Raw genomic sequence first — 22,344 nt, 5'->3', positions numbered from 1 at the left:
ACATCGAGGGTCGAGGAGGCACCGTGACGGTGCGGGTTGGCGTGAACGGGTTCGGGCGGATCGGACGCAACTTCTGGCGTGCGGTCGACGCGCAGCGCGTGGCCGGGACCAGTGACATCGAGATCGTCGCGGTGAACGACATCACCGACAACGCGACGCTTGCGCACCTGCTCAAGTACGACTCGATCCTGGGCCGGCTGCCCTACGACGTGTCGTCCACCGACGAGGAGATCATCGTCGACGGCAAGGGCTTCAAGGGCCTGGCCGTGCGCGACCCCGCCGAGCTGCCCTGGAAGGACCTCGGCGTCGACGTCGTGGTCGAGTCCACCGGCATCTTCACCAAGCGCGAGGCCGCCGCCAAGCACCTCGACGCGGGCGCCAAGAAGGTCGTCATCTCCGCGCCGGCCACCGGCGAGGACATCACGATCGTCAAGGGCGTCAACGACGGCGACTACGACGGCAGCCAGACGATCATCTCCAACGCCTCGTGCACCACCAACTGCCTCGCGCCGATGGCCAAGGTGCTCGATGACCTGGTGGGCATCCAGCAGGGCCTGATGACCACGATCCACGCCTACACGCAGGACCAGAACCTGCAGGACGGCCCGCACAAGGACCTGCGCCGCGCCCGCGCCGCCGCGATCAACATCGTGCCCACCTCGACGGGCGCCGCGAAGGCCATCTCGCTCGTGCTGCCGCACCTCAAGGGCAAGCTCGACGGCTACGCGCTGCGGGTGCCGATCCCCACGGGCTCGGCCACGGACCTCACCGTGACGGCTGGTCGTGAGACCACGGCCGAGGAGGTCAACGCCGCGATGAAGGCCGCCGCGGAGGGCCCGATGAAGGGCATCCTGTCCTACACCGAGGACCCCATCGTCTCGTCCGACATCGTCACCGACCCGCACTCGTGCATCTTCGACGCGGGCCTGACCAAGGTCATCGGCAACCAGGTCAAGATCGTCGGCTGGTACGACAACGAGTGGGGCTACACCAACCGCCACGTCGACATCACCGGGCTGGTGGCGTCGAAGCTGTGAACACGCTCGACGACCTCATCGACGAGGGGGTGGAGGGGCGCGCCGTACTCGTCCGCTCGGACCTGAACGTCCCCCTCGGCGGCACCACGATCACCGACGACGGCCGCATCCGGGCCTCGCTGCCCACCATCCAGGAGCTGTCCGGCGCGGGCGCCCTCGTGGTGATCACCGCGCACCTCGGGCGGCCCAAGGGCCCGGACCCGAAGTACTCGCTCGCCCCGGTCGCCGACCGGCTCAGCGATCTGCTGGGCGCCCCGGTGCGCCTGGTCGAGCACGGTGCGAAGCACCTGCCGAACATGGCCGCAGGCGACGTCGTGCTGCTGGAGAACATCCGCTTCGACCCCCGCGAGACCAGCAAGAACGACGACGAGCGTTCCGCCTTCGCCGACGAGCTCGTGGCGCTGGTGGGCGACGACGCCGCGTTCGTCTCCGACGGGTTCGGCGTGGTCCACCGCAAGCAGGCGTCGGTCTACGACGTCGCGCAGAAGCTGCCCGCCTACGCGGGCGGCCTGGTGCTGGCCGAGGTCGAGGTGCTGCGCACGCTCACCGAGAAGCCGGAGCGCCCGTACGCGGTCGTCCTCGGCGGCTCGAAGGTCTCCGACAAGCTCGCGGTGATCGAGGCGCTGCTGCCCAAGGTCGACGCGCTGCTGGTCGGCGGCGGGATGTGCTTCACATTCCTCGCCGCGCAGGGCTACGGCGTGGGCGACTCGCTGCTCGAGTCCGACCAGATCGGCACCTGCCGCAAGCTGCTGGAGTCGGGCAAGATCGTGCTCCCCTCCGACGTGGTGGTGGCCGACGACTTCTCGGCCGACGCGAACACTCGCACCGTCGAGGCCGACGCGATCCCCGACGGCTGGAAGGGTCTCGACATCGGCCCGGCCTCGGTCGCGGCCTTCGGCGAGGTGCTGGCCGGTGCGAGGACCGTGTTCTGGAACGGTCCGATGGGTGTGTTCGAGCTCGCGCCGTTCGCGCAGGGCACCCGCGGCGTCGCGCAGGCGATCGTCGACGGCACGGCCTTCTCGGTCGTGGGCGGCGGCGACTCCGCGGCCGCCGTCCGCGCGCTCGGCCTGCCCGAGGACGGCTTCTCGCACATCTCCACCGGTGGCGGCGCGTCGCTGGAGTTCCTCGAGGGCAAGACCCTTCCCGGCGTGGCAGTACTGGAGAACGACTGATGGCGCAGGCGAGCAAGAAGCGGAAGCCGCTCATCGCGGGCAACTGGAAGATGAACCTCACGCACCTCGAGGCCATCGCCCTGATGCAGAAGTTCGCGTTCGCGCTGCCGGAGAAGTACTACAACAAGGTCGAGGTTGCGGTCCTGCCGCCGTTCACCCACATCCGCAGCATCCAGACCATGATCGACGGCGACGGCCTGCTGATGGTGCACGGCGCGCAGGACCTCTCGCCGCACGACTCGGGCCCCTACACCGGCGACGTGTCCGGCGTGATGCTCGCGAAGCTGGGCTGCCGCTACGTGATCGTGGGGCACTCGGAGCGCCGGGAGATCCACGGCGAGACCGACACGATCGTGGGCAGCAAGGTGCAGGCGGCGATCCGCAACGGCATCGCCCCGATCCTGTGCGTCGGAGAGGGACTGCAGACGCGCGAGGCCGGCGAGCACGTGGCGCACTGCACGGCCCAGCTCACCGCGGCGCTGAAGGGCGTCAGCGCCGAGCAGGCCAAGGACCTCGTGGTCGCCTACGAACCGGTGTGGGCCATCGGCACCGGACGCGTCGCGAGCGCGGCCGACGCCCAGGAGGTCTGCGGCGCGCTGCGCCAGACCCTGGCCTCGCTCTACGGCGACCAGTTCGCGGCGGGCGTCCGCGTGCTCTACGGCGGCTCGGTGAAGGCGTCGAACGTCGGCGAGATCGTGGCCGAGGCCGACATCGACGGCGCGCTCGTCGGCGGCGCGAGCCTGGACGCCGACGAGTTCCCGAAGCTGTGCGCGATCGCGGCCGGTGGCCCCCTGCCGTAACGGGCACGACCTCCGCGACGATCTCGACAGCACGCCCGTCCCGCACCGGGGGCGGGCGTGCCGTGTCGGTGGTGGGCTGTGACCCCGGACAACCCGCCGATCGGCCCCGGGTACCCTGGCGGGACCGAGCGGGGCCGGGACGTTGGTGGGGTTCCGCGCGTGACGACCAGAATGAGGATGGATGCAACTCGCCCTGCAGATCGTGTTGATCGTCACGAGCGTGCTGCTCGTGCTGCTGATCCTGCTGCACCGCGGCCGTGGTGGCGGCCTGTCGACGCTGTTCGGCGGTGGCGTGCAGTCCAGCCTCTCCGGGTCCAGTGTGGTCGAGAAGAACCTCGACCGGCTCACCCTGTTCGTGGGCGCGATCTGGGTGATCGCCATCATCGGTACGGGCCTGCTCGTGAAGATCGGGGTCTGAGGAGAATGGCCATGTCTGGCGGCAACGCTATCCGCGGCACCCGGGTGGGTGCCGGTCCGATGGGTGAGTCCGAGCGAGGCGAGACCGCGCCCCGCTCGCACATCTCGTACTTCTGCGCGAACGGCCACGTCACCACGCCGTCGTTCGCGGCCGAGGCCGAGATCCCCGACTCCTGGGACTGCCCGCGCTGCGGCCTTCCCGGTGGGCGCGACAACGCCAACCCGCCCGCGGCCCCGCGCACCGAGCCGTACAAGACGCACCTCGCGTACGTGAAGGAGCGTCGCAGTGATGCCGACGGCGCGGCCATCCTCGAGGAGGCGCTCGGCCGGCTGCGGGCGTCGCGGGAGCTCTAGCCAGGGTGGGCATCCGAGCGGTGCTCGACGCCCGCGCACCGCTGCGTGTCCGGGAGGCCCTGAGGGTGAAGCTCCTGCGTGTGGTCGACGACGTGGTGTCGCGGCACCGCCGTGAGCAGACGGACGAGATCGTCGCCCGGGTGCGCGCGGAGGTCCGCTCCGAGGTCGACCGCGTGATCGAGGCGATCCGTGCGGTCGAGATCCGCGACCGGCGCGACACGTTCGCCGCCGCCGAGCGGGAGGCCGTGGCTTCCACCGCGCGGTTCGTGCAGCGGGAGATGACCGCTGCACGCCACTTCGATCACCCGCACGCCACGCTGGAGCACGCGCTCGCCCTCGCGCCCGCGGGCGGGATGGTCCTGGAGTTCGGCGTCTACACCGGTACCACGCTGAAGATCATCGCGGCGCAGCGCGACGGTGAGGTGTACGGCTTCGACTCCTTCGACGGCCTGCCGGAGGACTGGCGCATCGGGTTCGCGTCCGGCACCTTCGACGTCGAGGCACCGCCCGAGGTCCCGGGCGCCGAGCTGGTGGTGGGGCTGTTCGACGACTCGCTACCCGGCTTCCTGGCCGCTCACCCGGGTACGGTCGACCTGCTGCACATCGACGCCGACCTCTACAGCTCCGCGGCGTCCGTGCTCGAGCAGGTCGGACCGCGCCTGCGCACGGGCAGCGTCGTGGTGTTCGACGAGTTCTTCAACTACCCCGGCTGGGAGGCGCACGAGGCGCGCGCCTGGGCGGAGTACGCCGAGGCCCACGACCTGGCCTTCCGCTACGAGGCATACACGCTCGACAACGAGCAGGTCGTCGTCCGGCTCACCTGAGCCTGCCGCGCTAGCGGGCCGCGATCGCGCTGAGCTGCTGCGTCATCGCCACCGCCAGCTTCGCGTAGGTCGTGCCCGTCGGCAGCGCCGACGTCGACACCGTCACCACCTGCCCGCCGCGCACCAGCACCGCGTAGACGTTGCCGCCGTCGAAGCGGCAGACGAAGCCGCCGTCGGCCGCATCCACCTCGGCCCGCGAACCCGAGTCGCAGAGCTCCGCGATCGTGTCGAGCTGGCTCGCCGCGTCGTCGGTGGTGGATCCCACGTCGACCGCCAGGAACCCCGCGGGAGTGCTCCCACCCGGGGGGTCGTACACGCAGCGGGTGTCGGTGGCGGTGTTCTGGTCCGGTGTCCAGGTCAGTCCGGTGGTGGCCGTGAGCTCGGTGCCGTCGAGCAGGCAGGCGGCCGGCGGTGGCGGGGGCTGGGCCTGGGGCGCCGGACCGACACGCTCGCCGGCGGTGCATGCGGCGAGGAGGGCTGCGACGGCGGACAGGCCGGTGAGCAGGAGCGTGGTGGACCCCGTCACCCGGCGTCGTCCGTTCCGCACGAGTTGCACCCTGCCATGCCGGTGGTCCTGGTGCTTCGGGTGGTTCAGCGGAGAGCGGCCTCGATCGCGGCGACCACCTCGGGGGAGGTGGGCTCGGTGCGCGGGCGGAACCGGTGCAGGACGGTGCCGTCGGGACCGACGAGGAACTTCTCGAAGTTCCACTGCACGTCGCCCGCGGTGCCGTCGTCGTCCGGAGTGGTGGTCAGCTCGGCGTAGAGCGGGTGCCGGCCTGCGCCGTTGACGTCCACCTTCTCCGTCAGCGGGAAGCTCACCCCGTACGTGGCGGAGCAGAAGGTGGCGATCTCGGCAGGAGTGCCGGGCTCCTGGCCGCCGAACTGGTTGCACGGCACGCCGAGGACGGTGAAGCCGCGGCCGGCGTAGCGCTCCTGCAGCTGCTCCAGCCCGGTGTACTGCGGGGTGAGCCCGCACTTCGACGCGACGTTGACGACGAGGACGGTCTTGCCTGCCAGGGCGTCACGGTCGAGCGGTGCGCCGTCGAGGGTGGCGATGGGGGTGTCGAGCAGAGGCATGATCGCCAGGATAGACAGCGATCTCGGGTGGCGCCGGGTCCGGTCATGCCGACCTGGGTAGGAGTCAGCAACCCGTCTGGGAGGGGATGTTGCCGGTGTCGCTCCACTTCTGCCGGGGAATCCGTCGTAATCTGACCGCATGGGCGTGGAAAACCTGGACGACCTCGACTGGCGCCTGCTCGAGGTGCTGCAGCGCGACGGGCGGGCCAGCTACGCCGACCTCGGCCGGCTCGTGGGGCTCTCGGCGAGTGCGGTCACCGAGCGGGTGCGGAGGTTGGAGGACACCGGGGTGATCACGGGCTACGCCGCGGAGGTGGATCAGGAGAAGCTCGGGCTCACCATCACGGCGATGGTGCGGCTGTGCTGCCCCCACGGCAGCGACAAGTCGTTCCATGACCTGCTCGCCACCACCCCGGAGGTGGGGGAGGCGCACCACGTCACGGGGGAGGACTGCTTCGTGCTGACGGTGCGGGCGCGCTCGATGCGCCATCTCGAGGAGGTCACGGGCCGGATCGCGGGCATCGGCGCCGTCACGACGAGCGTCGTCTACTCCAGCCCGCTGCCCCGGCGTCCCGTGGTGGGCAGCGCGGTCGGGGCGAGCGCCGCCGCGGCGAGCGCCTCGCGACGGCGGGCTTGAGGCCCGGCACCGAGAAGCCCGCGCGACGCTCACGAGCGCCCGGAGAGGACATCGGGCCCGCGCGAGGTGAGTGCGTCAGCGGGGGAGGACGTTCAGCAGCGCTCCCGGGCCGATCGTGCGCGCGCCTACCGCTTCCACGCGACGGCGGAGCTCGCGGTCGGCGGTGACCACGAGGACGTCCTCGCCCGCCAGCTCCTCCGCCAGGGCGACGATGGCGTCGTCGCCCTCGGCCGGGGCGAGCACGACCCGGAACCGCGGATGGGAAGGGAGCCGGTCCGCGGCCCGCCGCGCCGCCCCCTCCAGCACCAGGTGGACCGTGACGTCGGTGACCGTGTGCCTGCCCAGCGCCGCGAGCTTCTCGGGTGCCTCCGACAGCGCGGCGACGAGCCGGTTGGCCAGCCGCACCGCGGCGCCCGGGCGGTCGCGCCACCAGCCGTCCGGCGTCGACCCGGCCACGTTCGCCGCGTCGACGATCAGGTGCAGCATCGGACGGCTCCCTCGGTCGTGTGCGGACACCATGGGTGACAACGTTATCCGCGAACAGGAGGAGTGGTCAGCCGATCGCCGGTACCAGGTCGCGCGGGAGCTTGGACGCGGCGGCCCGGTCCAGCAGCCAGCGCGTCCGGCGGCGGCCCCGCGCCCCCGCCACCGGGATGGCGACCTCGCCCGCGCCGCTCAGCGCCATCGCGACGGCAGCGGCCTTCTCCTCGCCCGCCGTGATGATCCACACCTCGGCGGCGGCGCGGATGGCCGGCAGCGTGAGGGTGATGCGGGTGGGCGGGGGCTTCGGGCACCCGTGCACGGCCACGACCGTGCGCTCCGTCTCGTACACCGCAGGGGAGTGCGGGAAGATCGAGGCGGTGTGGCCCTCCGGGCCCATGCCGAGCATCAGGACGTCGAACGAGGGCACCGGGCCGTGGTCCTCGGGACGGGCCTTGTTCGCGAGCAGCCGCGCGTATTCCTCAGCCGCCGCATCGGCCCCCGACGGGCCCGTACCGGTGTCGGCGCCCATCGGGAAGACCTTCGCGGGGTCGATCCGGATGTGGTCGAGCAGTGCCGCGCGGGCCTGCGTCTCGTTGCGCTCGGGGTCGCCGGGCGGCAGGAACCGCTCGTCACCCCAGTAGAACTCGACATTGGCCCAGTCGACCGCGTCGCGGGCGACGGTGGCGCGGATCTGCTCGAGCATGGCGATGCCGACGCCGCCGCCGGTGAGCACGATCTTCGGGATGTTGCCCGCCGCCTGCAGGTCGACCAGCCGCGTGATCAGCCGGGCCGCCGCGGCGGTGGCGAGCACGTCGGGGGCGGCGTGGACGGCGATATCCGCCTGGGTCATCAGAGCCTCCTCACGAACTGGTGACGAGCGTCGGGACCTTCACGGCGGTGCGGCCCCTGCTGATCTTCCCGATACCGGCGAGGGCCTCGCCGTAGATCTCGTCCGGGTCGAGGCGGCGCAGCTCCTCGGCGAGGCAGTCACGCACCTCGCGGCGGGCCAGTGCGACGTGCCTGTCGGGCTGGCCCGGCTGCCGGAGCGTGCCGACCTTGCCGTCGGGACGGGTCAGCTCGACGGCCCCGCTGGCGCGCTCCAGCCGGACCGACACCAGACCGGGACCGGTGGCCGCGGGCGAGCGCTTGACCTTCGCGCCGAGTCGCTCCGTGAGCCAGCCCGCCATCAGGTCGGTGGACGGCGAGATCGCCTCGCCGGCCACGACGGCGGCGGTGACGGGTTCGTGCGGCGGGTGGTCGAGCGCGGCCGCCAGCAGTGCCCGCCACGGCGTGAGCCGCGTCCAGGTCAGGTCGGTGTCGCCCGCGACGTGGTTGGCCCGCCGCTGCTCGAACGCTTTCAGTGCGTTCTTGGAGGCCAGCGCGTCGGTGATGCGGCGCTGGGCCAGCTTGCCGACCGGGTCCTCGGACGGCCTCGCGGGGGCCTCGCCCGGCCACCACGCCACGACGGGAGCGTCGGGCAGCAGCAGCGGCATGACCATGCCCGCACCCGCCTCCTCGGCGGCGAGCGGACCGTAGCCGCGCAGCACGATCACCTCGCTGGCGCCGGCGTCGCCGCCGACCCGGATCTGCGCGTCGAGGCGGGGCGCGGCCTTGCGCTGCCCACGGGCCAGGACGATGACCCGGCAGGGGTGCTCGCGGCTGGCCGCGTTGGCCGCCTCGATGGCGGCCTCGATGTCGCGGCCGTCGTCGGTGATCATGACGAGCGTCAGCACGCGGCCCAGGGCCAGCACGCCGCCGCTCTCGCGGAGCTCGACGATCTTCTTGTTGACCGCGGAGACCGTGGTGGACGGCAGATCGGTGATCATGCTCGCCTCCTGGGCTCGGACTCGGGAATCATGGCCTTCTCCAGGTGCGACCGGTGCGGGCGAGCATGCTGTCGGCGGAGGCCGGACCCCAGGACCCGGCCGGGTAGGGATCGGGCCCGGACGACTCCGCGGCCCAGTGCTCGATGACCGGGTCGAGGATCTCCCAGGATCGCTCGACCTCCTCGTTCACCGGGAAGAGCGACGGCTCGCCGAGCAGCACGTCGAGGATGAGGCGCTCGTAGGCCTCGGGGGAGGCCTCGGTGAACGCGGTGCCGTAGCCGAAGTCCATCGTGACGTCGCGGACCTCCATCTGGCTGCCGGGCACCTTCGAGCCGAACCGCATGGTGACGCCCTCGTCGGGCTGCACGCGGATGACGAACGCGTTCTGGCCGAGCTCCTCGGTCATCGTCGCGTCGAACGGCAGGTGCGGGGCCCGCTTGAAGATCACGGCGATCTCGGTGACGCGGCGGCCAAGGCGCTTGCCCGTGCGCAGGTAGAACGGCACGCCCGCCCAGCGCCGGGTGTCGATCTCGCAGGTGATGGCCGCGAACGTCTCCGTCTTGGACTCGGGGTTGAACCCCTCCTCCTCCTTCAGCCCGGGCACGAGCTCGCCGCCCTGCCAGCCGCCGGCGTACTGGCCGCGGGCGGTGGTCTCGTCCAGCGGCCCGACGAGCCTGGTTGCGTTGAGGACCTTGATCTTCTCGCTGCGCAGCTCGTTCGAGGAGAACGAGGTGGGCTCCTCCAACGCGATGAACGCGAGCAGCTGGAGCAGGTGGTTCTGGATCACGTCGCGGGCGGCGCCGATGCCGTCGTAGTAACCGGCGCGGCCGCCGAGGCCGATGTCCTCGGCCATCGTGATCTGGACGTGGTCGACGTAGTGCGAGTTCCAGATCGGCTCGAACAGCTGGTTGGCGAAGCGCAGCGCCAGGATGTTCTGGACGGTCTCCTTACCGAGGTAGTGGTCGATGCGGAACACCGAGTCCTCGGGGAACACCTCGTTGACGATGCCGTTGAGCTCGATCGCCGACTTGAGGTCGTGCCCGAACGGCTTCTCGATGACGACGCGGCGCCACTGGTCGAGCCCCTCCTGCGCCGACAGGCCCGAGCGCGCGAGCTGCTTGCACACCACGGGGAACGCGTTGGGCGGGATCGACAGGTAGAAGGCGTGGTTGCCGTTGGTGCCGCGGATCCGGTCGAGCTCCTCGACGGTCTGCTCGAGGCGGTCGAAGGCGTCGTCGTCGTCGAAGCTGCCCTGCACGAAGCGGAAGCCCTCGGCGAGCCGGTCCCACACCGTCTGGTTGAACGGGGTGCGGGCATGCGCCTTGACCGCGTCGAGGACGACCTGCCCGAAGTCCTGGGTCTCCCAGTCGCGCCGGGCGAACCCGGTGAGCGCGAAGCCCGGCGGCAGCAGGCCGCGGTTGGCGAGGTCGTAGATGGCCGGCATCAGCTTCTTGCGCGACAGGTCGCCGGTGACCCCGAAGATCACCAGCCCGCACGGGCCCGCGATCCGCGGAAGCCGCTTGTCACGCGGGTCGCGCAGCGGGTTGACCCACTGTTTCGCCCCGATCGCGTCGGCGCTCATCCATGTCTCCCAGTCGGTGGTGGTGCTCGATCGATCTTGCTCGTCAGCCGCCATCATTGCAGCGCCCGGTCTAGAGCTCCTGCACGGCTCGCACGAGCGTCACCAGGCCGATGACGCGGTCGGCGAGGTGCAGGCGCAGCACGCGGTGGCCCCGGGCGGCGAGTGCTGCGGCGTCGGCGCGCGCCTGCTCCTGCTGCAACGCCCCGAGCGGGTCGTCGCCGAGGAGCTCGGCGTCGGCCGCACCGGTCAGCTGGCACACGACGACGCCCGCCGCCCCGCCCTTGTCGCGCTGCCCCACGCCCGGCAGGCACCGCGGCGCCCACCCGAACGTGGTGACGAGGCCGGTGCGCCGGGAGAGCTCGGGGCGCAGCACCGCGACCGAGGCGTCGTCCTGGGGGTCGAGGTAGGCGTGGACGGCCAGGTGGGAGCCGTTGCCCATGCCGGTGCCGTCGGCGCCGTCGAGGAGTGCCCGCAGGGCGTCGGCCACCGTGGCCGACCCGTCCGGGAGCCAGTCGCCGCCGTGCACCGAGACCACCCCGTCGACGAACGCCTCGGGCAGGCCCGTGACTCCGTTCGTCGTCCGGACCGCGCTCGTCGCAGCGGCGTCGGGGCGGTCGGTGGGGTCGACGCCCAGCAGGTGCGCGGCCACCGCGACGGCGTACTGCCAGAGCAGCAGCTGCACGGCGGCAGGCCCGTTGGTGACGATGTCGGCAGGCCCGGATCCGTCGACGGCGACGGTCAGCGCGCCGGGGGAGGCCCAGCCCGGCGCCTCGGGCGCCTCGACCAGCACGGGGAGCGGACCGTGGCCGTCCTTGCCCAGCCCACCGGCCACCAGCTGCGTCACCCACTCGGCCAGCGGGCCGCCGGCGAGGGTGACCAGCGGGGCGTCGGCGAGCAACGCACCGAGGGCGAGCGCGGGGTTGGCGGGGTCGTCGGCGCCGAACTCCGAGCGGGCATCCGCCGCGTCGGCCAGCAGCAGCCCGACGTCGGCTCCGGCCAGCCCGGCGGGCACGAGGGCGAACGCGGTGAGCGCGGCCCACGGCCCGTCGACGTCGGCCGGGCCGAGGACGGTGGTGGCGCCCCCGGCGCGGTCGAGCAGCGGACTGCCGGGGGCGGCGACGAGGACGGTCTGCGCGTCGGCGTCGAGGCCTTCGGCCTGCAACACGCTCGCGACGGTGTCCCACAGCAGCTCGACGGCCGTCGTGTCCTCGCCGGGCGGTGCGCTGACGACCAGCACGGTGGCGTCGAGGTCGCCGGCGAGCGCGTCGCCCACCTGCACCGGGTCGGTGCCGTCGAGCACGATGAGGCGCGGTTCCGCAGCCCGCATCCTCGTTCCGTCGAGGCTCCACTCGGCGGCGAGCACCTCTGCCGCCACCCCGACCCCGCCCGCGGCCGCGAGGACCACGCGCGTGAGCCCGGCCAGCCGCAGCCGCTCGTGCAGCCCCTCGATCTCGCCGACGAGCGGACGGGCGGTGCGCGGCGCCGAGACCCAGCCGGGCCGGGTCGCCGCGGGCCACGGCGTGGTGTCGCCCTCGGTGATCCGGGACGCGACGGCGTCACCGGCCAGCCGCGCGACCGTGTCGGCAGGCGGCGGGACGGTGAACGCCACGGCGTCAGGGATCACTCCTTGGCGCCGGCGAGCTGCCCCTGCACCGACTCGAGCAGCTCGGCCCAGGACTTCTCGAACTTGTCGACGCCCTCGCTCTCGAGGACGAGGAAGACATCCGTCAGGTCGATGCCCACCGCGGTGAGGGCGTCGAAGACCTGCTGAGCCTCCGCGGCCCGGCCGGTGACGCGGTCGCCGAGCACCTCGCCGTGGTCGGCGAAGGCCTCCAGCGTCTTCTCCGGCATGGTGTTGACCGTGTTCGCGACGACCAGCTCGGTCACATACATCGTGTCGGGGTAGTCCGGGTTCTTGACGCCGGTGGAGGCCCACAGCGGCCGCTGGGCCTTGGCGCCCTTGGCCTTCAGCCCCTCCCAGCGCGGGCCGGAGAACACCTCCTGGAACGCGGCGTACGCGAGCCGCGAGTTGGCGATCCCGGCCTTGCCCCGTAGCGCGAGCGCCTCGTCGGTCCCGATCTTCTCCAGCCGCTTGTCGATCTCGGTGTCGACGCGGGAGACGAAGAAGCTCGCCACCGAGGCGATCCCGCCCAGGTTCTGGCCGTTGGCCGCGGCCTGCTCGAGCCCGTCGAGGTAGGCGCCCATGACGGCGCGGTAGCGCTCGACGGAGAAGATCAGGGTGACGTTCACCGACACACCCTCGGCGAGGGCGCTGGTGATGGCCGGCAGACCGGCCTCGGTGGCGGGGATCTTGACCAGCAGGTTGGGCCGGTCCACGGCCTTCCACAGGTCCAGCGCCTGCGCGGCGGTGGCGGCGGTGTCGTGCGCCAGGCGCGGGTCGACCTCGAGCGACACGCGGCCGTCGACGCCGCCGGTGGCCTCGTAGGTACCGCTGAACACGTCGCAGGCCTGCACGACGTCGGCCACGGTGATCTCGCGGACGGCGTCGTCGACCGATGCGCCGCGGGCGGCGAGCTCACGGACCTGCTCGTCGTAGGCCTCGCCGTGCGCCAGCGCACCGGCGAAGATCGTGGGGTTGGTGGTGACACCGACGACGTGCTTGTCGGTGATGAGGCTCTGCAGGTTGCCGGTCTGCAGGCGCTCGCGCGACAGGTCGTCGAGCCAGATGGACACTCCGGCGGCTGCGAGGTCGCCGAGTCGGTCGGTGCTCATTGTGTGCTCCTCCTCGGAGTTGATGGTGCGGGCCGGACGAGTGGCCCTTACGCGATCTTCGCGAGGCTGCGGCGGGCCGCGGCGACGACGTTCTCGGTGGTGAAACCGAACTCCCTGAACAGCGTCTGGTAGTCGGCGCTGGCTCCGAAGTGCTCGATGGAGACGTTCTCACCCGCGTCACCGGTGAACCGGTGCCACGGCATGGCGATTCCCGCCTCGACCGACACGCGCGCCTTCACGGCGGACGGCAGGACGGACTGCTTGTAGGCGTCGTCCTGCTCGTCGAACCACTCCACGCACGGCATCGATACGACGCGGGTGGGCACGCCGTCGGCCTCGAGCACCTCGCGCGCCTCGACCGCGATCTGCAGTTCGGATCCGGTGGCGATGAGGATGAGCTCGGGCGTGCCGGTGCCGGCCTCGGCGAGGACGTAACCGCCCTTCGCCACGCCCTCGGTGGACGTGCCCTCGAGCACCGGGAGGTTCTGGCGGGTCAGCGCCAGTCCCTTGGGGCCCTCGGGGCGCTCGAGGACCGCCTTCCAGGCCGCGGCGGTCTCGTTGGCGTCGCCGGGGCGCAGCATCGACAGGCCCGGGATGGCCCGCAGCGAGGCCATGTGCTCGATCGGCTGGTGGGTGGGGCCGTCCTCGCCGAGACCGATGGAGTCGTGGGTCCAGACGTAGATGACCGACGACTGCATCAGCGCGCCGAGCCGGACCGCGCCGCGCATGTAGTCGCTGAACACGAGGAACGTGCCGCCGTAGGGGCGGGTGGGCCCGTGCAGCGCAATGCCGTTGAGGATCGCGCCCATCGCGTGCTCGCGGATGCCGAAGTGCAGCGTGCGGCCGTAGGGGTGGGCGTTCCACATCTTCGTGGCGATGGAGGTGGGGCCGAACGAGTCGGCGCCCTCGATCGTGGTGTTGTTGCTCTCGGCGAGGTCGGCCGAGCCGCCCCACAGTTCGGGCAGCACGTCGGCGAGGGCGTTGAGCACCTCGCCGGACGCCTTGCGCGTCGCGATTCCCTTGGGATCGGGCTCCCAGCTCGGCAGCGCCTTCTCCCAGCCGGCAGGCAGCGTGCGGCCGAGCATCCGGTCGAGCAGTTCCTTGCGCTCGGGCTCGCGGGCGGCCCAGGCCTCGAACAGCTCGTTCCAGGACCTGTGGGCGTCGGCGCCGCGCTCGCGGATCTTGCGGGTGTGTTCGAGCACCTCGGCCGCGACCTCGAAGGTCTTGTCCGGGTCGAAGCCCAGCTTCTCCTTGACCGCGGCGACCTCCTCGTCGCCCAGCGCCGAGCCGTGGGCCTTGCCGGTGTTCATCTTGGTGGGCGCCGGGTAGCCGATGACCGTGCGCAGCAGGATGAACGAGGGTCGGCTCGTCTCGGCCTTGGCGGCCTTCAGCGCGTCCTCGATGCCGACGACGTTCTCGCCGCCCTCGACGACCTGCACGTGCCAGCCGTAGGCCTCGTAGCGCTTCGCGGTGTCCTCGGACAGCGCGATCGTCGTGTCGTCCTCGATGGAGATCTTGTTGTCGTCGTAGACGAGCGTCAGGTTGCCGAGCTGCTGCGTGCCCGCGATGGACGACGCCTCGGCGGTGATGCCCTCCTCGATGTCGCCGTCGGAGGCGAAGACGTAGATGTGGTGGTCGAACGGGCTCTCACCGAGCGGGGGGTCCGGGTCGAACAGGCCCCGCTCGCGCCGCGCCGCCATCGCCATGCCGACGGCCGAGGCCAGGCCCTGGCCCAGCGGACCCGTCGTGATCTCGATGCCCGGGGTGTGGCGGTGCTCCGGGTGGCCCGGCGTCTTCGAGCCCCAGGTGCGCAGCGCCTTGAGGTCGTCGAGCTCGAGGCCGTAACCGGCGAGGTAGAGCTGGATGTAGAGCGTCAGGCTCGAGTGGCCGCACGACAGCACGAAGCGGTCGCGGCCGATCCAGTCCTGGTCGCTCGGGTCGTGGCGCATCACGCGCTGGAAGAGCGTGTAGGCCAGGGGCGCGAGGCTCATGGCGGTGCCCGGATGGCCGTTGCCGACCTTCTGGACGGCGTCCGCGGCGAGCACCCTCACGGTGTTCACGGCGCGCGTGTCCAGGTCGGTCCAGTCGTCGGGCAGGACCGCCCGGGTCAGCGTCTCGATGTCGATGTCAGCCACAGCACTCCCTCTACAGTTCTGGCGGGGGATCGGCAGGCGGTACGCGGCAGCGTGTGTGCTGGGCGCCCGGCTCTGCCGCCAGCCTAGTCAGGTCGTCCACGCCGGTGTGATCGCTCGGTGATCTCTGCATGAACGGTCGCCGGGGGTCTACCCCCCAGGGCCTGCTGCCATGCCTGCGGTTATCATCGACAAGCCGTAGAAGGAGCCACCACCACATGCGGATTCGAGGTTGCCGGTGACCGTGCCCGTGTCGTCCCCCCAGGGGCCGGCGGAGGTGCCACAACGCCCCGCCCACGGCCTGCGGGCCGTGGCCGGCCGGGCGCGCGACACGATCCAGGCCTACCTGGGTCTCACCAAGACCCGCATCATCGAGCAGCTGCTCGTCGTCACCGTCCCGGCCATGTGCCTGGCTGCACGGGGCATCCCGTCGGTGTGGCTGATCGTGGCCACCCTGGTCGGCGGCGCGATGGCGGCGGCCAGCGCCCACGCCCTCAACTGCGTGGTCGACGCCGACATCGACAAGGTGATGAAGCGCACCTCCCGCCGGCCGCTGGCCAAGGGTGAGGTGCCCCCGGCCAACGCGCTGGTCTTCGGCCTCGCCCTGGGTGTGCTCAGCGCGGTCTGGCTGGGGCTGACCACCAACTGGCTCGCCGCAGGCCTGTCGGTCGCCGCCATCGCCTTCTACGTGCTCGTCTACACGCTGCTGCTCAAGCGCCGCACCTCCCAGAACATCGTCTGGGGCGGGGCCGCCGGCTGCATGCCCGTCGTCATCGGCTGGGCGGCGGTCACCGGAACGGTCGGCTGGCCGGCTCTGGTGATGTTCGGCGTCATCTTCTTCTGGACGCCGCCGCACTTCTGGGCGCTGGCCATGCGTTACCGCGACGACTACGCGGCCGCCGGCGTCCCGATGCTCCCCGTGGTGGCCACGCCGGTGCAGGTGTCGAAACGGATCGTCGCCTACTCGTGGGTGATGGCGCTGTGGACGCTCCTGCTGCTGCCGGTCACGAGCTGGATCTACGCGGCGGTCGCGGTGCTGGGCGGCGCGTACTTCGTCTTCAAGGCCCACCGCCTGCACGCGGCGGTGGCGGGCGGCCAGGAGGTCAGCCCGATGAAGCTGTTCCACCTGTCCAACATGTACCTCTGCGGCCTGTTCCTGGCCATCGCGGTGGACGCGGCGGTGGGCCTGCCGGTGCTGGGCTGGCCCTCCTAGACGGCCTTGCCCGCCGCCCCGGGGGCCGTGAGGGCCCCGGGGCGGCGAGCGGGGTGGCCGGTCAGGCCGCCGGGATCATGCCGTTGGGGTTCAGCACGTACTTCTTCGCCGAGCCCTTGTCGAACTCCTGGTAGCCACGCGGCGCGTCGTCCAGGCCGATGACGGTCGCGTTGACCGCGTCGGCGATGTGCGCCTTGTCGTGCAGGATGCTCATCATCAGGCCCCGGTTGTACTTGAGGACCGGGCACTGGCCGGTGGCGAACGAGTGGCTCTTGGCCCAGCCCAGCCCCAGCCGGACCTTCAGCGTCCCCTCCTGCGCGTCGGCGTCCGAGGCACCTGGGTCTCCGGTGACGTACAGGCCGGGGATGCCGAGCTTCCCGCCCGCCCTGGTCAGAGCCATGATCGAGTTCAGGACCGCCGCGGGTGCCTCCCCGCCGCCCGAGCCGTGCCCGGTGGCCTCGAAGCCCACCGCATCGACGGCGCAGTCCACCTCGTTCGTGCCGAGAATCTGTGCGACCTGGTCCTCGAGCGTGGCGTCCTTGGAGATGTCGATGGTCTCGCAGCCGAACGAGCGGGCTTGCGCGAGCCGGTCGCCGTTCAGGTCGCCGACGATCACGACGGCGGCGCCGAGCAGGTGCGCCGAGTAGGCTGCCGCGAGCCCGACGGGACCGGCGCCCGCGACGTACACCGTGGAACCGGTCGTGACGCCCGCGGTGGCGGCACCGTGGTAGCCGGTGGGGAAGATGTCCGACAGCATCGTCAGGTCGAGGATCTTCTCCAGGGCCTGGTCGCGGTCGGGGAACTTCAGCAGGTTGAAGTCCGCGAACGGCACCATGACGTACTCGGCCTGGCCGCCCTCCCAGCCGCCCATGTCGACGTAGCCGTAGGCCGAGCCGGCGCGAGCCGGATTGACGTTCGTGCAGACACCGGTCTGGCCCTCGCGGCAGTTGCGGCAGCGGCCGCAGGCGATGTTGAACGGGACCGAGCAGATGTCGCCGACGTCGACGAACTGGACGTCGCTGCCCTTCTCCACGACCTCGCCGGTGATCTCGTGGCCGAGCGTCTGCCCAGCCGGCGCGGTGGTGCGCCCGCGGACCATGTGCTGGTCGGATCCGCAGATGTTCGTCGAGACGTTGCGCAGGATCACGCCGTGCTCGGCCTTGCGGGTCATCCCCATTGCCGACGCGACCTCGGCGGGAATCTCCAGCTTCGGCGCATCGTGGTCCTCCACGGCGACGACCCCGGGCTCCTTGTACACAACGATCTTGTTGCCACCCATGCGTTCCTCCTCGTCATTGAGTCAGTGCACAAGCCGTACCCGCCCGCGCTCGCCGCCAACCGGATCACCGCAGGACGTCGGGCGTCGTCCACTCCTCGCCGAGCACGTGGTGGCCGAGGAAGGCCAGCACCGTCTCGTACCAGGTCACGGCGTTGTTCGGCGTCAGGACCCAGTGGTTCTCGTCGGGGAAGTACAGGAAGCGGTGGGGGAGGTCGGCCTCGTCGCCGTCGTGCCGGCTCACGAGGTCCCACCACAGCCGCAGCGCCTCGCCGATCGGCACGCGGTAGTCGTGGTCGCCGTGGATCACCAGCATCGGGCTGGTGATGGCGTCGGCGTGCAGGTGGGGGCTGTTGTCCCGGGCCATCTGCGGCGTCATCTCGCGCAGCCAGTAGCTCGCATCGTCGGTGCTGGGGCCGAACTGGTCGAGCGCCCACAGGCCCGCGTGCGCCACGATCGCGTCGAAGCGGCCGGTGTGGCCGGCCACCCAGTTCGCCATGTAGCCACCGAACGAGCCGCCCATCGCCGCGGTGCGGTCGCCGTCGACGTCGGGACGGGCCACCGCCGCGTCGGTGACGGCCATCAGGTCCGTGTACGGGGCCGCGCCCCACGCACCCCAGCCGCGCGCGATGAAGTCGAGGCCGTAGCCGGTGGAAAGCGCCGGGTCGGGGAGCAGGACGGCGTAGCCGCGGGCGGCGAGCAGCCACGGGTTCCAGCGCCACTGCCAGGCGTTCCAGCTGCCCAGCGGGCCCCCGTGGATGAACAGCACCAGCGGCGCGGGGGCCTGCTCCGACGCACCCGCGGGCAGCACCAGCCACGAGCGCAGCGGCGTGCCGTCCTCGGCGGTGGCCACCACCTCGGTGAGGCTCCCGGGCAGCGCGGGCGCCTGCGCGGGGCCGGGCAGGCGCACCGGCTGCCGGGCTGCGGTGTCGATCCGTACCGGGGCGGGCGGGGCATCCACCGCGCTGCGCAGCGCGTACACCGTGCCGTCGGGTGCGATCTGCAGGTCGGTGTAGGCGCCGTCGTCCTCGGTGAGGCGGTTGACCCGGTCATCGGTGCCGTCGACGCCGTCCCCGAGCTCCACCAGGAACACCGGTGAGCGGCCGCCGTCATCGGCCGTGACCACGAGCGCAGCGCCGTGGGGCGTCCAGCGCACGTCGCCGGGCCACCGGTCCCAGCCGGGCGCGACCTCGCGCGCCGCGCCGCCCGCGACCGGCAGCACGACGAGCCGGACGTCCGGAGAGGTGGTGGGCGTGGACAGCGACTCGCGGCGGCACACGACCTGCCGCCCGTCGGGGGAGACGACCGGCCCGAAGAACTCGTACGCGGGGTCGTCGGCCAGGGTGCGGCGCTCGCCGGTGGCGGTGTCGATCGCGACGACGACCGACCGGCCGGTGCCGCGCGGTCCCGTGACCCGCCACCCCGCGACGACGGTGGCGCCGTCCGGGGTGATGTCGTAGGCGGCCTCCCGCAGTGCCGCGCCCGGGGTGGGGGTGAGGTCGCGCCAGTCGACCGGGCCGTTGTCGGTGACCGTGCCGACGACCAGGCGCGGCTCGTCGGGTCCGAGGTCGCTGTCCCAGTGCCGCACCGGGTAGCCGGCGTGCAGGATCGCGGTGACCTTCCGCTCCCGGCGCTCCGTGCGGCGGGTGTCGTCGTCCTCGGCGGTGACGGCGGCGGGCAGCGTCATCGCGGTGGCGACGACCGAGCCCGCCGACCGGGCGACCACGGGGCCCGCGATCCCGCCCGGCCGCGTCCCGACGACGTGGGCCTCGCCGGAGACCGGAAGCCGCCACAGCGCGGCGGGCGCGTCCGCCGGCTGCTCGGTGACGGCCGGGTCGGGGCGGGCCGAGGTGAAGAGCAGGTCGCCGTCGGGGGTGAACACGGGTGACGACTCGCCGGTCGTGCCGCGCGTGAGACGCCGCGCGGGCTGCTTGCCGGCGGGGTCGATCTCCCAGAGCGCGGGCCGGAAGCGCGTGCCGTCGGGATCCGGGACGGACACCGCGGCGACGAGCCGCGTGCCGTCGGGGGACAGCGCGAGGCCGGCGACGCGGGGGAGCCGCTGGTAGGCGTGCAGGTCGGCGAACGGGTCGGTCACGGGAGCAGCACCAGTTTCCCGGTCGTGCGGCGGGCCTGGAGGTCCTCGTGGGCGGTGCGGGCGTCCGCGAGCGGGTAGCGGTGCCCGATCCGGACGTCGAGGGTTCCGTCGGCGACGGCCGCGTAGACGGCGGCGGCCTTCGCCGTCAGCTCCTCGCGCGCGTACACGTAGTCGAAGAGCTTGGGCCGGGTGAGGAACACCGAGCCCGCCGCGTTGAGACGCTGCGGGTCCACCGGTGGCACGGGCCCGCTGGACGCGCCGAAGAGCACGAGCATCCCGCGGCGGCGCAGGCTCGCGAGGCTGGCGTCGAACGTGGTGAGGCCGACACTGTCGAACGCCGCGGCCACGCCGACGCCGCCGGTGAGGGTCCGGACCGCGGCGGCGAGGTCGTCCACATCCGTGTAGCGGACCACCTCCGCGGCGCCCGCCTCGCGCGCGAGCTCCTCCTTCTCCTTCGTGGAGACGGTGGCGATCACGCGGGCGCCCTTCGCCGCCGCGAGCTGTGTGAGCAGCAGGCCGACGCCGCCCGCGGCCGCGTGGACGAGTATCGCGTCGCCCGCCTGGACGGGGAACGCGTCGTTGACGAGGAAGTGGGCGGTCATGCCCTGCAGCAGCGCCCCGACCGCGGCCTCGTCCGACACACCGTCCGGCACGGGCACGGCCTTCTCGGCGGGCACGGCGATCACCTGCGCGTAGCTGCCGAGCGTCTCGGACCAGGCCACGCGGGCGCCCGCGGCGAGCGTGGTCACACCGTCACCGACCGCCCGCACGCGACCGACGCCCTCCATGCCCGGCACGTAGGGCAGCGTCATGGGGTAGATGCCCTGGCGCTGGTAGGTGTCGATGTAGTTGACGCCGGCCGCGGTGACGTCGACGAGCAGCTCGCCGGGCCCGGCGACGGGTTCGGGCAGCTCGGCGGGGATCAGGACGTCGGGCCCACCGGCCTCGGAGATCTGTATGGCGCGCACGCGCCGATCATGCCCGCACCTCAGGCGCGTGCGTCGACCAGTTCCGGTGCGGGCTCGACCGTGGCCTCGACGTGCGGCCGCTCGGACGTGCCGGCCCAGAGGAACGCGGCCCCGATCGTGACCAGCCCCGCGCCCAGTACGTGGAACGACACCAGCACCTCGGGCACGCCGAGGGCGTACTGGATGCCACCGAGGGCGCCCTGCGCCAGGACCAGCGCGACCAGGGCCCAGTACCGGCGCCACATGCGTCGCGGCGCCCCGGTGGCCTGGAGAGCGAACCCGATCCCGACCACCAGCCCGAGGTACCCGAACAGGATGTCGGTGTGCAGCTGCGCGGTGGCCTGCACCCCGAGGCCGAGGCGGGGGGTCTTCGCGTCGCCCGCGTGCGGCCCGGCCGCGGTGACGAACGTGCCCGCGAGCAGCAGCGCGACCAGCACGACGCTGCTGGTGGCGATCAGCCCCCGCACCGCTGCGGGGACGACGGACCGGGACGGCCCCGCCCCGTCGCCCGCCGCGTCGACGAGCTGCACGGCCATCCAGACGAAGAACATCGACACCATGAAGTGGATGGCGACGCTCCACCAGACCAGCCCGGCGAGGACGACGAACCCGCCGATGACGGCCTGCGCGACGACCCCGAGGGGCTGCGCCGCCGCGAGCCAGGTGAGCCGCGACCGCATCGGGCGGGTGTTGAGCGCCGCGAGGAACGCCAGGCCCGTGGCCACGACCAGCACGAACGTCAGCAGGCGGTTGCTGAACTCGATCCACTGCGTCAGCGCCGCGATGTCGGAGTGCGGGGTGGGCACGAGGCTCCCCGGGAAGCACTGCGGCCAGGTGGGGCAGCCGAGCCCGGAGCCCGTGACGCGCACGACCGATCCGGTGACGGCGATGCCCGCCTGACCGATCACGGTGAGGATCGCGAGGCGGCGCATCACGGTCGGCGACGTTGCGGGGAGACGGTCGAGGAACGCGGGTCGGGCCACGCGTCGATGGTAGGCGCGGCCCTCGACGAGGCTGCCCGGGCCTCGGCCACCCCGGGCACCGCGGGTGGCCGGCACGGGCGGCGCGGATCCCGGCCGCGGAGTGGCCGTGGGATAGCCGCAGGTGAACCCGTCGAACGGCCGGACCGGAGCGGGCTACGGACCGGGTCGGCGCGCCCTCCGGTCGCGCACGTCGGCCACCACGAAGATCAGCACGGTCAGCACGAGTGCCGGGGCCCACAACCAGCGCGTGGTCGCGGCCCCGATGCACGTGCCGAACACGGCCCGGCGCTCGTCCTGCGCCGTCCGGGAGAGCGCCTCCTCGGCGGTCATGGCCGTGCCCTCGGCCGCGAGCTCGCCGACGCCCGCCTGCGCCCCGAGCCGCCGCTGGTCGTCGACCACGACCTGGCCTGCGGCCACCGCCGCGCTGGCCTCGCAGGTGCGCCCGGCGTCGGTCCGGGTCAGCGCCGCCTGCAGCGGTGCCGCGGCCACCAGCGTGCCGGCGAGCCCCGCCACGGCCGCCATCGCGGCGAGCTCCATCCGCCACGCCGGCCGTGCGGGTCCGGACGGCAGCCGGAAGAACGCGGCGAGGACGACGAGCAGCGCGACCCCGATGACCGCCGCCAGCCAGTCCCATTCACCTTCACCGCCGAACGTCAGCGCCACCACGGCGGCCAGCGCGGCACCCAGCAGCGCGGCCCGGTCGACGTCGCGGGAGCCGCCCTCCGCCCCGTCGGC

At 72.4% G+C, this 22,344-nt stretch carries 22 protein-coding genes; 8 read left to right on the top strand and 14 right to left on the bottom strand.

The window, feature by feature from the left end:
• Positions 1-23 precede the first annotated feature (23 nt).
• The 6 genes from gap (at position 24) to JWR81_RS33540 (ending at position 4,604) form a co-directional block, all read left to right on the top strand.
• On the top strand, positions 24-1,037 hold the full coding sequence (gene gap / locus JWR81_RS33565) for a type I glyceraldehyde-3-phosphate dehydrogenase (RefSeq protein ID WP_297661986.1): 1,014 nt from the start codon (positions 24-26) through the stop codon (positions 1,035-1,037).
• Complete coding sequence (gene pgk / locus JWR81_RS33560; RefSeq protein WP_297661982.1) at positions 1,034-2,209, top strand: phosphoglycerate kinase; 1,176 nt, start codon at positions 1,034-1,036, stop codon at positions 2,207-2,209. The genes gap and pgk overlap by 4 nt, the downstream gene beginning before the upstream one ends.
• Positions 2,209-3,009, top strand: coding sequence for a triose-phosphate isomerase (gene tpiA, locus JWR81_RS33555; RefSeq protein WP_297661981.1), 801 nt, complete (start codon positions 2,209-2,211; stop codon positions 3,007-3,009). The genes pgk and tpiA overlap by 1 nt, the downstream gene beginning before the upstream one ends.
• A 181-nt stretch (positions 3,010-3,190) precedes the next feature.
• Positions 3,191-3,427: a preprotein translocase subunit SecG gene (gene secG, locus JWR81_RS33550; protein WP_297661980.1), complete on the top strand. Its 237-nt coding sequence runs from the start codon at positions 3,191-3,193 to the stop codon at positions 3,425-3,427.
• 11 nt (positions 3,428-3,438) lie between these two features.
• A complete protein-coding gene (locus JWR81_RS33545; protein ID WP_297661978.1) occupies positions 3,439-3,780 on the top strand; it encodes an RNA polymerase-binding protein RbpA in 342 nt (113 codons plus the stop codon).
• 5 nt (positions 3,781-3,785) lie between these two features.
• Entirely contained in the window at positions 3,786-4,604 is an 819-nt protein-coding gene (locus JWR81_RS33540) for a class I SAM-dependent methyltransferase (RefSeq protein WP_297661976.1), read from the top strand.
• A gap of 10 nt (positions 4,605-4,614) precedes the next feature.
• Here the strand turns inward: JWR81_RS33540 and JWR81_RS33535 are convergent, their stop codons facing one another.
• Both JWR81_RS33535 and JWR81_RS33530 read right to left on the bottom strand, forming a co-directional pair.
• Positions 4,615-5,130 (bottom strand): hypothetical protein, encoded by a 516-nt coding sequence (locus tag JWR81_RS33535; protein ID WP_297661975.1) that lies wholly within the window; start codon positions 5,128-5,130, stop codon positions 4,615-4,617.
• Between the two features lie 65 nt (positions 5,131-5,195).
• Positions 5,196-5,681 carry a glutathione peroxidase gene (locus tag JWR81_RS33530; RefSeq protein ID WP_297661974.1) on the bottom strand — a complete coding sequence of 162 codons (486 nt, stop codon included), beginning with the start codon at positions 5,679-5,681 and terminating at the stop codon, positions 5,196-5,198.
• A 139-nt stretch (positions 5,682-5,820) separates the two neighbouring features.
• On the opposite strand from JWR81_RS33530, the gene JWR81_RS33525 reads away from it, so the two are divergent.
• Entirely contained in the window at positions 5,821-6,318 is a 498-nt protein-coding gene (locus JWR81_RS33525; RefSeq protein WP_297661972.1) for an Lrp/AsnC family transcriptional regulator, read from the top strand.
• A 75-nt stretch (positions 6,319-6,393) separates the two neighbouring features.
• Here the strand turns inward: JWR81_RS33525 and JWR81_RS33520 are convergent, their stop codons facing one another.
• From JWR81_RS33520 to tkt, 7 genes are all read right to left on the bottom strand, one after another.
• A complete protein-coding gene (locus JWR81_RS33520) occupies positions 6,394-6,804 on the bottom strand; it encodes a hypothetical protein (RefSeq protein WP_297661970.1) in 411 nt (136 codons plus the stop codon).
• 67 nt (positions 6,805-6,871) lie between these two features.
• A complete protein-coding gene (gene pgl, locus JWR81_RS33515) occupies positions 6,872-7,651 on the bottom strand; it encodes a 6-phosphogluconolactonase (RefSeq protein ID WP_297661968.1) in 780 nt (259 codons plus the stop codon).
• A gap of 10 nt (positions 7,652-7,661) precedes the next feature.
• The gene (gene opcA, locus JWR81_RS33510) at positions 7,662-8,627 is read right to left on the bottom strand and encodes a glucose-6-phosphate dehydrogenase assembly protein OpcA (protein ID WP_297661966.1); all 966 of its coding nucleotides are present in this window, start codon (positions 8,625-8,627) and stop codon (positions 7,662-7,664) included.
• A 28-nt stretch (positions 8,628-8,655) separates the two neighbouring features.
• Positions 8,656-10,209, bottom strand: a complete 1,554-nt coding sequence (zwf, locus tag JWR81_RS33505; protein WP_297661964.1) for a glucose-6-phosphate dehydrogenase — start codon at positions 10,207-10,209, stop codon at positions 8,656-8,658.
• A gap of 70 nt (positions 10,210-10,279) precedes the next feature.
• Positions 10,280-11,818 (bottom strand): glucose-6-phosphate isomerase, encoded by a 1,539-nt coding sequence (locus tag JWR81_RS33500; RefSeq protein ID WP_297661962.1) that lies wholly within the window; start codon positions 11,816-11,818, stop codon positions 10,280-10,282.
• An 11-nt stretch (positions 11,819-11,829) separates the two neighbouring features.
• Positions 11,830-12,942 (bottom strand): transaldolase, encoded by a 1,113-nt coding sequence (gene tal, locus JWR81_RS33495; protein WP_297661960.1) that lies wholly within the window; start codon positions 12,940-12,942, stop codon positions 11,830-11,832.
• Between the two features lie 47 nt (positions 12,943-12,989).
• On the bottom strand, positions 12,990-15,077 hold the full coding sequence (tkt, locus tag JWR81_RS33490; protein ID WP_297661957.1) for a transketolase: 2,088 nt from the start codon (positions 15,075-15,077) through the stop codon (positions 12,990-12,992).
• Between the two features lie 298 nt (positions 15,078-15,375).
• Between tkt and JWR81_RS33485 the strand changes: the two genes are divergently transcribed.
• Complete coding sequence (locus JWR81_RS33485) at positions 15,376-16,287, top strand: heme o synthase (protein WP_297661984.1); 912 nt, start codon at positions 15,376-15,378, stop codon at positions 16,285-16,287.
• A 61-nt stretch (positions 16,288-16,348) separates the two neighbouring features.
• On the opposite strand, the gene fdhA is transcribed toward JWR81_RS33485, so the two are convergent.
• The 5 genes from fdhA to JWR81_RS33460 form a co-directional block, all read right to left on the bottom strand.
• Positions 16,349-17,566 carry a formaldehyde dehydrogenase, glutathione-independent gene (fdhA, locus tag JWR81_RS33480; protein ID WP_297661956.1) on the bottom strand — a complete coding sequence of 406 codons (1,218 nt, stop codon included), beginning with the start codon at positions 17,564-17,566 and terminating at the stop codon, positions 16,349-16,351.
• A gap of 64 nt (positions 17,567-17,630) precedes the next feature.
• Complete coding sequence (locus tag JWR81_RS33475; RefSeq protein ID WP_297661954.1) at positions 17,631-19,658, bottom strand: prolyl oligopeptidase family serine peptidase; 2,028 nt, start codon at positions 19,656-19,658, stop codon at positions 17,631-17,633.
• Positions 19,655-20,626 carry a quinone oxidoreductase gene (locus JWR81_RS33470; protein ID WP_297661952.1) on the bottom strand — a complete coding sequence of 324 codons (972 nt, stop codon included), beginning with the start codon at positions 20,624-20,626 and terminating at the stop codon, positions 19,655-19,657. Before JWR81_RS33470 ends, JWR81_RS33475 begins: the two co-directional genes overlap by 4 nt.
• A gap of 20 nt (positions 20,627-20,646) precedes the next feature.
• Positions 20,647-21,609 (bottom strand): COX15/CtaA family protein, encoded by a 963-nt coding sequence (locus tag JWR81_RS33465; protein ID WP_297661950.1) that lies wholly within the window; start codon positions 21,607-21,609, stop codon positions 20,647-20,649.
• Positions 21,610-21,762: 153 nt separating this feature from the next.
• The coding region (locus JWR81_RS33460) for a hypothetical protein (RefSeq protein WP_297661948.1) at positions 21,763-22,344 on the bottom strand (582 nt) is incomplete at its 5' end.

The organism is Pseudonocardia sp. (assembly GCF_025965585.1).
Lineage (GTDB): Bacteria > Actinomycetota > Actinomycetes > Mycobacteriales > Pseudonocardiaceae > Pseudonocardia.
This window is presented reverse-complemented; position numbering and strand designations above follow the sequence as displayed.